Source organism: Roseibacillus ishigakijimensis (assembly GCF_016595415.1).
Lineage (GTDB): Bacteria > Verrucomicrobiota > Verrucomicrobiia > Verrucomicrobiales > Akkermansiaceae > Roseibacillus > Roseibacillus ishigakijimensis.
In genome coordinates this window covers 22119-34654 of the sequence record NZ_JAENIO010000018.1, presented here as the reverse complement: position 1 = coordinate 34654, position 12536 = coordinate 22119, and the positions used below count along the sequence as shown (strand labels likewise).

At 61.9% G+C, this 12536-nt stretch carries 12 protein-coding genes; 4 read left to right on the top strand and 8 right to left on the bottom strand.

Annotated elements, in window-relative coordinates:
• Positions 1-31 precede the first annotated feature (31 nt).
• From larB to JIN78_RS08640, 7 genes are all read right to left on the bottom strand, one after another.
• Complete coding sequence (gene larB, locus JIN78_RS08670; protein WP_200391564.1) at positions 32-820, bottom strand: nickel pincer cofactor biosynthesis protein LarB; 789 nt, start codon at positions 818-820, stop codon at positions 32-34.
• Positions 820-1791, bottom strand: coding sequence for a ThuA domain-containing protein (locus JIN78_RS08665; protein WP_200391563.1), 972 nt, complete (start codon positions 1789-1791; stop codon positions 820-822). The genes larB and JIN78_RS08665 overlap by 1 nt, the downstream gene beginning before the upstream one ends.
• 132 nt (positions 1792-1923) lie before the next feature.
• The gene (locus tag JIN78_RS08660; RefSeq protein ID WP_200391562.1) at positions 1924-2325 is read right to left on the bottom strand and encodes a hypothetical protein; all 402 of its coding nucleotides are present in this window, start codon (positions 2323-2325) and stop codon (positions 1924-1926) included.
• 154 nt (positions 2326-2479) lie between these two features.
• Positions 2480-2806: a Mini-ribonuclease 3 gene (locus tag JIN78_RS08655; protein WP_200391561.1), complete on the bottom strand. Its 327-nt coding sequence runs from the start codon at positions 2804-2806 to the stop codon at positions 2480-2482.
• Positions 2803-3366: an RbsD/FucU domain-containing protein gene (locus tag JIN78_RS08650; RefSeq protein ID WP_200391560.1), complete on the bottom strand. Its 564-nt coding sequence runs from the start codon at positions 3364-3366 to the stop codon at positions 2803-2805. The genes JIN78_RS08655 and JIN78_RS08650 overlap by 4 nt, the downstream gene beginning before the upstream one ends.
• Before the next feature lie 85 nt (positions 3367-3451).
• Positions 3452-4978, bottom strand: a complete 1527-nt coding sequence (locus JIN78_RS08645; protein WP_200391559.1) for a PhoH family protein — start codon at positions 4976-4978, stop codon at positions 3452-3454.
• A 120-nt stretch (positions 4979-5098) separates the two neighbouring features.
• A complete protein-coding gene (locus JIN78_RS08640; protein WP_200391558.1) occupies positions 5099-6175 on the bottom strand; it encodes an AMP-binding protein in 1077 nt (358 codons plus the stop codon).
• A gap of 186 nt (positions 6176-6361) precedes the next feature.
• Between JIN78_RS08640 and JIN78_RS08635 the strand changes: the two genes are divergently transcribed.
• Genes JIN78_RS08635 through JIN78_RS08620 form a run of 4 tightly spaced genes read left to right on the top strand, consistent with a single transcriptional unit; the run spans position 6362 to position 10738 of the window.
• The gene (locus JIN78_RS08635) at positions 6362-7369 is read left to right on the top strand and encodes a thiamine pyrophosphate-dependent enzyme (protein ID WP_234037886.1); all 1008 of its coding nucleotides are present in this window, start codon (positions 6362-6364) and stop codon (positions 7367-7369) included.
• A gap of 11 nt (positions 7370-7380) precedes the next feature.
• Positions 7381-8349, top strand: coding sequence for an alpha-ketoacid dehydrogenase subunit beta (locus JIN78_RS08630; protein WP_200391557.1), 969 nt, complete (start codon positions 7381-7383; stop codon positions 8347-8349).
• A gap of 12 nt (positions 8350-8361) precedes the next feature.
• Entirely contained in the window at positions 8362-9612 is a 1251-nt protein-coding gene (locus JIN78_RS08625; protein ID WP_200391556.1) for a dihydrolipoamide acetyltransferase family protein, read from the top strand.
• Positions 9613-9622: 10 nt separating this feature from the next.
• Positions 9623-10738 (top strand): heparan-alpha-glucosaminide N-acetyltransferase domain-containing protein, encoded by a 1116-nt coding sequence (locus JIN78_RS08620; protein ID WP_200391555.1) that lies wholly within the window; start codon positions 9623-9625, stop codon positions 10736-10738.
• Positions 10739-10744: 6 nt separating this feature from the next.
• Here the strand turns inward: JIN78_RS08620 and JIN78_RS08615 are convergent, their stop codons facing one another.
• On the bottom strand, positions 10745-12529 hold the full coding sequence (locus JIN78_RS08615; protein WP_200391554.1) for a hypothetical protein: 1785 nt from the start codon (positions 12527-12529) through the stop codon (positions 10745-10747).
• Positions 12530-12536 lie beyond the last annotated feature (7 nt).

The following is a 12536-nucleotide window of genomic DNA, read 5'->3' as shown; positions in this document are numbered from 1 at the left end:
CCTTCTTGGGACGGAAAGAAAAGGGAAATGCTCAGGAGAGAGACTTTGCCTTTCCAATCTCTCTCATCAGGGCGTGCCCGAAAAGGGCCGCGCCGAAGCCATTGTCGATATTCATCACCGCGATGCCTGCCGCGCAAGAGGTCAGCATCGCATGCAGGGCAGTCTCGCCGTGGCGGGCGATGCCATAGCCTGTCGAGGTGGGCACCGCCACTACCGGGCACGCGAGCAAGCCACCGAGAACGCTGGGAAGAGCTCCCTCCATGCCGGCAATGGCCAGCACTCCGCTCGCTCCCCGCAGGGTAGGTAGGTGGGGCAAGAGGCGATGCAATCCCGCCACTCCCACATCCTGGATTTCACAAAAGCGGTGACCGAGGAACTGTAGCGTCACCGCTGCCTCCGCCGCCACCGGCAAGTCCGAGGTCCCCGCCGTCACCACCACCAGATAGGGCTCGTCCTCCTCCGGCTCCCTTCGCGGGGGCAGTCCGAGGGTGAGACAGCGGGCCGCCTCATGGTAAACCGGGCTCTCCGGTCCCGGCCAATTTGCCAGCAGTTCTTCCGCCTTGGCTTGGGTCACCCGGGTGGCCAGTGCTTTGCCATGGACTCCGGCCAGCCGCGCGAGATTGTCCCCAATCTGCCCGGCGGTTTTGTTTTCGCCCAAGATAATTTCCGGCGAGCCCTGCCGCAGTTCGCGTTGCAAATCCAAGGTCGAGTGCGCCAGCTCCTCGTAGGGGAGTCGCACGAGGTCTTCCAAGGCGGTTTCCACCGTGCGCTCGCCGGCTGCCACCTCCGCCAGCAAGCACTGCATCGCCTCGCGGTTCATCAATCGTGGGCGTGGTGCTCGAACTCGCGGTGGGTGGCATCGTCCTTGGCGGGGAAGTCCGCCGGAATCTCTTGGGTCACCTCACCGGTGGCCGCCCATTCCGAGCCGCGCAGGAAGGTGACAATGAAGCCTACTCCCTCAAAAGCCTCGGTATCGTGGCCGAGGGTGGTGTGAAAGACCCGTCCCTTGCCGTAGTCAATGGTCATCAGCATGGGCTCATGGCGCCCCGCATCCTGCAGCGCCTTGGTATCCGCTGCTGTAGCCAGGATGGTCATGTTTTCCGCCGGGCCCCGCAGATGCGAGTAGCATTCATCCTTGGTGTGCAGCCAAAAGTCGGGCAAGCCCTGGGTGATGGGGTGATCCTTCACCCGCATGGTCACCACAAATTCGTTTTGCGGACCGTGGGCCCCGCACTTGCCGGGGCTCTCGTCGCGCACCACATTGCCCTCTTCGTCATAGTAGACGTAGGGGCCGTCCTTTTCACTGCGTCCGCCCCAGCCACCGAGGCCGATCATCTTGTTGAACTCCGGCCACTCCGGCCAACTGTTGTTCGCGGCGTGCACGATGCTCAGCCCGCCGCCGTTTTTCATATACTCTTCAAAGGAGCGCTTCGTTTCCTCGGGCCAAGCGGCCGCGTTCCAGCCGAAGTTGCTCACCACCAGGTCGTATTTGCTGAAGTCGGGAGCGAAGTCCGGGTCCGCCTTGGGTTTGTCCAAGCCGACCCAATCGCCGGTTTCCGCAAATTTCAGCCATTTTTCCTCCCGCTCATGCTTCCAGAGAAAGTGGGTGCGTGCCACTTCGACCTCGAAGAGACCACTCTCCTCCAGGTATTGCTTCATCATGATGGTCGACTTGGGCCACACCGCGTGGTTGTTCTGGCCATCCACGATGAGGGCTTGCAATTTCTCCGCCGCCGCAGCGGGCAGGGCGAGTGCACAGGTCAAGAGAGTGAGTTGAGAGAACCATTTCATAGCTTCGGAAGATTCAAGCAGCAAACGGCGCGGGGCAAAGAAGAATTTCAGGAAAGCGTCTTCGGCCGCGTGGGTTTTTTTCACACGGAGCGCGGGCTTCAACCCGCTCCAGAGCTTCGATAGCAAGGGGTCTCATTTAATCGTCATTTTATGGTAGAACTTGATTAAGTGCCGGTCGTTTGTCCAAATTTCGTCGATAAAAGAGAATGCCCACTCTGCAAGTCTGGTCCCGATGACTTCCTCCCTGTTGAGAATTCGCATAGGAGCATTCATTGGCTGCCAATCCTGGTCGTTTGGTCCAACGACCATGAAGGAGTTTTCTTCGAACGAGTAGACTATGCTGATAAATACGTTTTGTGAGGGCACCAAAATCAGGAAAGCAATGCCATGCTTCCGCTGACCTACGGTCCATCTTGCCAGATAGAGCGTTTCACCCTTGTCTTCTAGAAATACGCTCCCAGTGATCTTGGCAGTTTTCGAATCACAGCAATCACAATGCCCAAATATTTTTTTCTTAGAGTTCCTTACGGGCATTTTTTCTCAGTTTAATGGTACTGAGGCGCGAATCAGGAGCGTTTTCCTGTCTTCTGTCATTCTCATCCCTCCCGTTTGGTGAATAAAGCGACTGAGGGAGGGGCTGGTTGTCTAAGGAGAATGCTCCTTTCGAGGGTGAAGGCAATCTCTCCCCTCAACCCCGTTTCTTCTTCCGCCCTTTTTTGTCGATGGCGGCGAGTTGCTTTTCGCGTTCGAGGAAGCGGGGGAGGAGGTGTTCGCTAATCCAGTCGAAGCCGGCTTGGAGGCCGTGCTCGCTGTAGACGCGGCCGATTTCGGCTTCGACGGAGGTGGGATTGCCCCGGAAGCGGAGAAAGTCATTGCTGGAGAACCGAATGAAGGCTTCTCCATCCAGCCCCTGGCCTTGAGCGAGAATCCACTCGCGCACGTAGAGGGCGAGGACGGCGTCGCCGATCCAGGCTTCTTCCCTTTCTTTGGTGAGGGCTTCTTCGTCTACTTTCATGAGCCGGAGCCTTCCATCTTTTGGCGCAGGCCTTGTTCGGCGCGCTGGTCCCAGTAGCCACTGTCGAGCTCGATGAAGATGGAGGAGTAGGGCAGGGCGGTCTGGGTCTTGATGACGAGGACGGCGAAGGTCTTGGAGTCGTCCTCGAGGATGGCGGAAAGGTAGCGGTAGGGGAAGTCGCGCATGGCATGGCCGCGCAGGGCTCCATTGAGGGCCACGCGGTAGGCGTCGATGCCGGGGGCGTTGTCGTTTTCCACGAAGGTGAGCTCCTGACTGCGGTAGAAAACGGGGGTGACGTGTTGCTGGTTGTCGAGGACGTCGAGGACTCCGCCGAGAACTTCGGGGATTTCTTTGTTCACGAGCAAGGTGCGCACGCCGCGGCGGGTGTGGAGGGGGAAGGATTCGTCGGCGATGACGATCCAGTTGCGATTGCCGAGGGCTTGAATTTCGCGCACGAGGCCGGGATCCAGCTCGGGGGCGGGAGCGGGACGGTTGAATAGGCTACAACTCGTCAGCGCAAAGGTGACGAGGAGGCTGGCGATGACGGAAGCGATACGCATTGAGGGAGGCCCAAGCTAACGGGTGTTCAAAGAAAGTCAATTCGTGGGATTGACTTATCTCTTTTCCCAAAGCGAGGGCCGGGACCTACATCATTTGGGCTCCGGCTTCGGCGAGGGGGCTGCGTTCGCCCCGGCTGAGGGAGACGTGGGCGACGAAGGGTTGGCCCTTCAGGCGCTTGCGGGTGTAGACGAGGCCGTTGGAGCGGCTGTCGACGTAAGGGTTGTCGATCTGGGCGGGATCGCCCACGAGGACGAGCTTGGAGCCGCGCGACATGCGGGTGACGATGGTCTTGGCCTCTTGCGGGGTGAGCTGCTGGGCCTCGTCGAGGACGAAGAAGCGGTTGGGGATGGAGCGGCCGCGGATGTAGCAGAGGGCTTCCACTTCGATGATGCCTTGCTCGATGAGCTTGTCGTAGGGCTTTTTTCCCGCCTCGGCGGTGTCAGCGCCTTTTTGCTGCTTGCGGCGCGGGCCCTTGGCAGCGGGCGGAACCATGAGGAGGTCGAGGGCATCGTAGACGGGCTGCAACCAGGGGCGCATTTTTTCGTCCAGGGTGCCGGGGAGGAAGCCGATGCCTTCGCCCATGGCGACGACGGGTCGACTGACGGTCAGTCCGTTGTAGTGGCGGGCAAAGACCTCGCTGAGGGCGGCCGCGATGGCCACGAGGGTCTTGCCGGTCCCCGCCTGGCCGTAGCAGGTGACCAAGGAGATGTCGGGATTGAGAAGGGCGTCGATGAAGCATTTTTGGCCCAAATTGAGGGGCTTGAGGCTGGTGCCCTCGGGGATGCGGAGGGCCTCGGGGATGGCGAGACGGACGAATTCGCCCTCTTTATTGAGGCGGGCGGGCATGGTTTGCTTGGGTCCGGCTTTGAGGAGAACGTATTCGTTGATGGCGAGATCGTCGGCGGCTCCCTCGACATAAAGCACTCCGGTGCTGGCGAAGCCTTGCAGGTCGCTGGGGCTAACCTCGATGCGGGGGAGGTCGTAGTGGGAGACTTCCTTGGGGTCGACTTTGTCATTGAGGTAGTCCTCGCATTCGATGCCGACGGCCTTGGCCTTCAATTGCATGTTGAGGTCTTTGGTGACCACGATGACAGGCGGGCTGTTGTATTCCTCGACGAGGAGCGCGGCCCCGAGGATGCGGTGATCGACACGGCTGCGGTCGGGAAAGACGCGGAAGAACTGCTGCATGCGGGCGGTGGTCTTGCCACAGAGATTGGGGTCGAAGACCACGAGCCGCACTGAGCCGCCTCCGGCGGTGGTGACGCCGGTGGTGGGGGCTTGGCCGTTGGAAAAGAGCTGGGTGAGGGTGCGATGGACCTGGCGGGCATTGGCTCCGCGTTCGCTTTGCTCATTTTTGAAGCGATCCAGCTCGGAAAGTACGTCGGCGGGGAGGCAGATGTGATTGTCGGCAAAGCGGTCGAGGCAGCCCGGGTCGTGGAGGAGGACGTTGGTGTCGAGGACGAAGTTTTTTCCCAAAGTGGCGGGAGCGATAAGGCCGAATTCGCGGGCTTTTTTCTTGGTCAGCCGGGGTGGGAGGTTTTTGGAGGGAAGCTGGCGGGGCGCTTCTTCTTCCTCAAAAATCGGGATCTGGGATCCATTAGTGGTGGCCATGATGGAGTATGGGGTTGGGGTGGAAGGGACGAGGCCCGGGGTGGGGCGGTCGGGCCAAACTCTCCAGGAAGGAGGGTGCCACGAGAGACCGCTGTCCACGAATTTTCAAGACTCCTATCCCTAGCTGTTTCCGGGCCGGTCTGCATCACAATTCCCGCTCTGATCTGTCAGCAAGCGGATGAGGGACTGACGGTCAGTCTTTCCCACGGGCGTGCGGGGCCAGGGAGTGCAGGCGATGGGGGGCTGACAACGGGAGAAGCCGGGGAGGCCGGCATTCCAGGTCTGGAAGGCGGTGGCGAGCCCGTCGGGCACGGCGGGGGCTTCCAAGACGGGCAGGAGTTGGTGACCCCGGCGGGGATGGGGCAAGGCGATGACGGTCGCAGGCAGAGGGCTGGCGAGGGCGGCGAACTCCCGGCGCAGACGGGCGAGGTCGACCAGTTCGCCGAGAATCTTGAGCTGGTCGTCGCTGCGACCAAGGAGGGTGATTTTTTCGGGGGAAAGGTCGACCCTATCCTGGGTGGGAAAGGGGTCTTCCCGAGGTTGGAGCCCGTTCTCGGTCAGGTAGCCGGTGAAGAGGCCCGGTCCTGTGATGGTGAGACGTTTGTCGGCATCGCTGGCGAGCTGCCAGCCGGGCAAGGGGCGGAGGGTGTCGTCGTCGCGAGTGCCGGCCGCGATGAGGCCGGCGGTCTCGGTCATGCCGTAGCTGGCGATGAGGGGCCAACCGAGCTCGCGGGCCTGCTGGGCGAGGGCGGGCTCGAGGGCTTCGCCGCCGATGAGGGCGAGGCGGAGCTCCGGGGGGGCGGTCAGAGAGGCTTGCGCGAGGTCGTGGACCTGGGTGGGCACGAGGGAGGTGACGGTGACTTTTTCCTGCTGGAGAAAGTGCAGGAACGCCTCGGGCTGCCACTTGTGTGGGAAGCGGGCTAGGCGCCCTCCCGCGAGACGGGCGCGGTGGGTGAGGCAATAACCGCCGACGTGAAACTCGGGGAGGGCGAGTCCCCAAACGTCGCGGGAGCTGCAGGCGAAGTGGGCATTGACGGTGCGGGCGCACCAATCCAATCCCTCCTCGGCGTGGAGAATCCACTTGGGCGCGCCCGTGGTGCCGCTGGTGGCAAAAACGAGGCCGGAAAGAGCGGAGTTCGCTTGCGCCAGAAGCGAGGCAGCTTCCTGGAGATGGGGCGGCGAAAAGAGGCGCAACATGACGCGAGATTGCCGGGAGCGGGAGAATTTGGCAAGGGTGGGGGAGGAGCGGCTTTCCCCTGGGGGCGGGTGGCGAGGAGCTGGCCGGACTACTTTCTCGCCATTGTTACGGGAGGCAAAAGATCGTCGCGGAAAGGCAAGGAAAGGCGTTGCGGGATTCTCGTTGTCCGTTCAAGCTGTCCGGCAATGGTTGGGGGGGAATTGACGGAAGAGCTTCGGGAGTCGGCGCGTCGTGCGGCGCGGGCGATGATCACGGCCCGGATTCTGGAAGACAAATTGCGCAGTCTTTACAAGGCGGGTCAAATCGTGGGCGGAGTTTACCTCGGGAGGGGGCAGGAAGCCCTCAGCGGGGTGCTGGGCACGCAGCTGCAGCCCGGGCGCGATGTCTTTGCCCCTTTGATTCGCGACCAGGCCGGAAGGACGGGTTTTGGAGAAGAGCTTCTGGATGTGACCCGCACCTATCTCGGCTCGGTGGAAGGGCCGATGCGCGGTCGCGATGGCAATATTCACCGCGGTCGCCCGGAGAAGGGGATGCCAGCCATGATCAGTCACTTGGGGGCGGCGGTCTCGGTGGTGACCGGGATGTTGCTGGCCCGGCGGCTGAAGGGCGAACTGGCCGGAGTGGTGGGGGCGACCTGCATTGGTGATGGCGGCACTTCCACGGGAGCTTTTCACGAAGGACTCAATCTGGCGGCGGTGGAGCAGCTTCCCCTCGTGGTGATCGTGGCCAATAATCAATATGCCTACTCCACTCCCAATCACCGGCAATTTGTCGGTGATCTTTTCGACCGCGCCGCAGGCTACGGCGTGCGGGGTTGGCGCGCGCGGGGGAATAGCTTGCTGGATTGCCTGGCACAGGTCGGGGGTGCGGTGGCGGCGGCCCGGGGCGGGGAAGGCCCCCAACTGGTGGTGGCGGATTTGCTGCGGCTGGGTGGACATGGCGAACATGACGACGGGGCCTATGTGGACGCCGCGCTGAAGGCGGGCGAACTGGGACGCGATTGTCTGGCAGTGGCGAGGGAAGAGCTTTTGCAAAAGGGCGGAGCGAGCGAATCCGAGTGGGCGGCCTGGGAGGAGGAGGCCCGCGAGGAGGTCACCGCTGCGGTGGCGCAGACCCAACGGGAATCCACCCCGGATGCGCGTCAGGAGGATTGGCGGGCGCTGAAGGACTTGGCGCCGGAAGGAATTTTTTAAGGAAAAAGAGGATGGGAGAAGTCACTTACATCGATGCCATTCGCGACGCCCAGCGGGATTTGCTGGCGGAAGACGAGCGCGTGTTCATTTACGGCCAGGACGTGGGGCCCTTCGGGGGAGCCTTCAAGGCCACCAAGGGGTTGGTGGAAGAATTTCCCGGTCGCGTGCTCGACACCCCCATCAGCGAGGATGCCATGGTGGGGGCGGCCATTGGGGCGGCGCTCGAAGGCATGCGACCCATTGTGGAAATGCAGTTTGCGGACTTTTCCTCCATCGCCTTCAATCAGGTGGTCAATCATGCCGCCACTTACTTCTGGCGCACGGGCACCGCGATTCCGCTGACCTTGCGCCTGCCCTCGGGGGGGACGCCGGGCTCGGGACCGTTTCACAGCCAGATGATGGAGGGCCTCTACGCTCACTATCCTGGCTTGATGGTCATTGCTCCCGCTACCGTGGGGGATGCCTACCACATGCTCAAGGGGGCGGTGGCTTGCTCGGATCCAGTGGTTTTCTGCGAGCACAAGCTGCTCTACCGCTGGTTGAAAGCGGACGATTACCAATCCGATGGCTTGCCCTTGACGCAGGCCCGGATCACCCGGCCGGGCAAGCACGCCACGGTGGTCACCTATTCCGCCATGGTGCACGAGGCGGTGAAAGCGGCGGAGCGTCTCGCCGAGGATGGCTGGGAAATCGAAGTGGTCGATCTGCGCTGTGTGAAGCCCATCGATACCGATACCATCATGGCCAGTGTGGCCCGCACCGGACGCCTCCTGGCGCTGGGAGAAGCCTTCCCCTGGGGAGGGGTGACGGCGGAGGTCGTCTCCCGGGTGGTGGCTGAGGGCTTCCATCTCCTCGATGCCCCGCCGCTGCGGCTCAATGCCAAAGACACCCCCATTCCCTATCACCCCGATCTCTGGCGGGCCCATCGTCCCACTCCCGAAACGATCAGCGATTCCCTGCGCAAGCTCCTCAATTTCTAGTCATTCATCACTATGCCTCTCGTAGCCGTAACCATGCCTCAACTCGGCGAGTCCATTGCCGAGGCCACCGTCATTCGCCTCGATGTCGCGGTCGGTAGTCAAGTCCAAGCCGATGCCGAAATCATTGAAGTGGAGACCAACAAGGCCACCATGGGCGTGACGACCTTGTGTGGTGGCACGGTGAAGGAGCTCTTTGCGGAAGAAGGGGAAACCTATGCTGTCGGGAGCATTTTGGGGCTGCTCGAAGTGAGCGAGGAAGAAGTCGCGCGCACCGGAGTTAGTGTCCATGGGGACGAAAAGGCGGGCGAAGGGGATGCCCCCGCTCAACCTGCCGAAGCGGAGGAAAGCCGTCCTCACGATTATCGTCCTGGCGAAGAGGACGAGAGCTATACCCCGCCCAAGGTCACCGTGGAGCCTAGTGTGCAGGGGCTGCAAGTTCCCGCCGGAGGCCCTGCCGGAGCCCATTACATTTCGCCCCGCATGCGGGCGCGCATGAACGAGCTCGGGCTTCAGGGTGCCGATGTCTCCGCCATTGCCGGGAGTGGCGCGGGGGGACGGGTGACGGTGGAGGACTTGGAGAGCTTTCTGGCCTACATCGACGGTTGGCCCGGCAGCAAAGCCTCGCCCATGCGTCTCGCGGTGGCCGACGCCATGCGCCGTAGCTGGACCCGGCCGCTGGCTACGGTGGGCACCGGAGCCCCTCTGGAAAAGCTTCTCGCCTACCGCAAGACTCTCGACCCCAAGCCGGGCCTCACTCTTTTCCTGCTCCGGGCCTTTGGCCTCGCGCTCAAGGAACATCCGGCGACCGCCGGTTTCCTCGTGGGGCAAAAGGTGGTCCATCCCAAGGCCTACGACATCGGGGTCGCGGTGCAGGTCGAGGATGGCGTGGTGGTGCCGGTTCTGCGCCGGGTCGATGAGCGCGACATCGCCGACCTCTCCGCTGATTACGAGAATCTCGTCACGCAAAGCCGTGACAAAAAAGTGCCCGAGGAAGCGGTGGGCGGCGGGATCGCGACGGTGACCAATTTCGGCACCTTCGGATTGCGCTGGGCCACGCCCGTGCCACTGCCCAGCGAGACCCTTATTCTCGGCATGGGCTCCGGCGAAATGCGTCCGGTCTGGAATGCGGAGAAGGGAATCTTCGAGCCCGAGCTGCAGGCCGAGCTGACCCTGACCTTCGATCACCGCGTGGTCGATGGTGGGGGCGCGGGGGTCCTGCTGCAGCGGGTGGTCGAACTCCTGCAAAAGCCGGAGGAACTCTAGCGCGGCGATCATGAGCGAAGGCCGCAAGGAGCGCATCGTCTTCATCGATTTGCTGCGTGGATACGCCATCTTGATGATGCTGCAAGGGCACACCATCGGGGTGGTCTTGCGGGAAGAACTGCAGAACAATCGCTATCCCGCGCACTTTGTCTGGTGGTATCTCAAGGGCCTCACCGCGCCGACTTTCTTCACCGCGGCGGGACTTATCTTCGCCTATCTCCTGCTGCGATCGGCCGAGCAGGGGGGCGACCGGATTGGCAAGGGGCTCAAACGGGGGCTCCAGCTCATGGTGCTGGGATGGGTGCTGCGGATATCGCCGGATTTTGTCAAAGACCTTTTTGCCGGAGAGTGGAGCCGTGTCCTCGCTATTTTGGGGAAATCTTACGTCTTTCATTCCATCGGGATCGCCATCATCTTGCTCATTCTCCTCTGGCTTCTCTGTCGTCCCCGGGGAAAAATTTTTGCACTCGCTGTCCTGCTCTTGGGGCAGCTCATTCTCCTCTTTGGCCCTTGGGCCGAGACCTGGGCGCCCGAGAGCGGAGGGGGACGGGTGCTGGGCACCTTTTTCTCGCGTCAATACGCCGCCTTTCCCTTGTTGCCTTATCTCGGCTACGCCTTCACCGGGGCGGGACTGGGGGCCTGGGCCTGGGTTAGCAAGTGGTATCGCTCGCCCCGGGCCTTCGGAGTGCTCATCGCGGCGGGGGCGCTCACGATGGCTCTCAGTGGCCCCTTGCACGAGGGAGCCAAGCTCATCATGGAGGGGCTCTTTTCGCTCTCTCCCGAAGCTGCCGTCTATGGTCGTCACTGGCGCACGGGGGAGGTGCTTGTGCTGACCGGATTGATTGGTTTACTCAGTCTTTGGTTGACGAAAAAGGAAAAGCTGGAGAGTCGGCCCGTGCAGTGGGTCACTCGCTGTGGGCAGGAAACCCTGACCATTTTCTTCCTCCATCACATTGTGGTTTACTCGGGCATTTTCGGCTTTGGATTGAGCTCCACCCTCCGCCATGCCCTCGGGGTGCCGGGCTCCTTGCTCACTGCCGGACTCGTCTGGGCCGGATTCATTCTGCTCGCCATGAACCTCACCGCTTTGCGGAAAAAGTTCCCGCCCCTGCGGCTCCTGCGCTAAGGCGGGCTAGGGCTTGACCATGGGGCCGGTCAGCAGGGCGGTGGATTCCTCCCAATTGAGAGAGGGCAAGGTGTCGACAAAGGGGCCTTCATCCGCGAGGGCGTAGAAGTGGCCACGTCGTTCTTGTCCGCTCAGGATTTCCCAACGATTGCGGGTGTGGGAGGTGAATTTTTTCTTTTGTTGCAAGAGCCAGCGGCGGAAATCCTCTTCCGGGCAGGGCTCGAGGGCGATGGAGCGACCGCTGGCGAGTGATCCCGGGCTCTGCCAATAGACGCCGTTCTCGCCGTGGTAGTAGATTTTTTTGAGCGAAAAGCTGAAGGTGGAGGTCACCTGCGGGCGGCCTTCTGTAGTGAGAAGTTCCAAGCGGCCCCGGGTCGGTTGCACGGCCTTCACTTGATGGCCGTATTCGGAGCGCGACTTGAACCAGTCGCCACTGAGGCGGAGGGTGCTTTGGTCCTCGTGATCCATGCGGTAGCGGCTTTCTCCGCCAAAATTGTAGTCGGTAACCCGGGTCCAGCGCGATTCCTCTAGGGCAAGAGGCTTTACGATGGCGGAGTCGGGCACCTCAAAGGAAGTATTCAGCAAGACGCCGGTGCGGGAGATTTGCTGCTGGTGCAGGTAGGCCATGTTTTCCTCTGGACGCAGCTCGACGACGGCCAGGCGATGGCCTTTGCCCCCGAAACCATCTTGGAAAATGATGATAATGAGCAGGAGCAGGGAAGCACTGAGGGAAATGAGGGGAGTGGTGAAAAAGAGACGCTGGCGTTGTCCGGACTTGGCAAAGACGAAGAGGTTGATGGGCCCCACGACGATGGCGAAGGCGATGAGGATGAGAATGAAGAGGAGGGGATTGAAGGAGCGTTGGCCGAAGGTCTGCTGTAGGGGCCAGCCCCGGGGAAACTGGCGCAGGCTGACGAAGGTGTTGCTTGGGTTGGGGAGCCCGGCGGCCAGTCTTTCGGTCTCGCTGGCATCAAGGGAATAACCGGTGGCGGCTGGCAGGCTGATGAGGCGGCTCTCCCCCCAGGAGCGCTCGGATGTGAGGCCGTCTTGCGTTGTGGGTTCAAAGCCAAGGGAAGCGAGGCTCACGCTGGCATCGGTGGTGTAGAAAAGGATTTTTCCGCCCAAGCGGTTCCACGTTTTGATCGCGGTCTGAGCACCCGGGCTCAGTTCCTTCCAATCCAGGTCAGTGAGCATGAGGAGGTCGAAGCCCTCGTAGGCCCGCCAGTCACTGCTCAGGTCGCGCGGGAGAAAACTCCCCGCAAATTGGGGTCCACCGTAGGAGAAGCGGCTGGCCACCGTGGCATTGAGAGCGCCGGAATTCGGGGTGTGCAAGGCCTGGCTCATCAGGATGGCCGGCCAGTCCGCGCTGTGATCATTTTCCATGGAAAGATGGTTGGCCGCGATGGGTGGAGCGCCCGTGATGCGGAGTTCCAGCGAGAGACGGCCTTCCTCCTGCAAGACGGTGACCATGGGCACGAGGAATTCCACACTGCGCTGTTTCCCGGCGGGGCAAGAGGCGGAGAAGGTGGAGCTGAGGTGATTGCCGGCATCCCAGGAATGGTCTTTGGAAGTGAAATGGAAGGACCAGTTGCGGTCATTCTGGGGGTCGCCATTGCGTATCTCCACCCGCACCGGGAGGTAGCCGGAAGTGGGCAGGATGCTGCTCATCGCGGTCACTGTCATCTTGCTGCCGTGCTTGGGATCCGCTGGCGAGCTGTAGAGCTGATACTGGGCCGTCGCGCTGGCGAGAACGATCAGTTGAGCGAGGAGAAAGAGAAGGAAGCGGGGCATGGTGGCG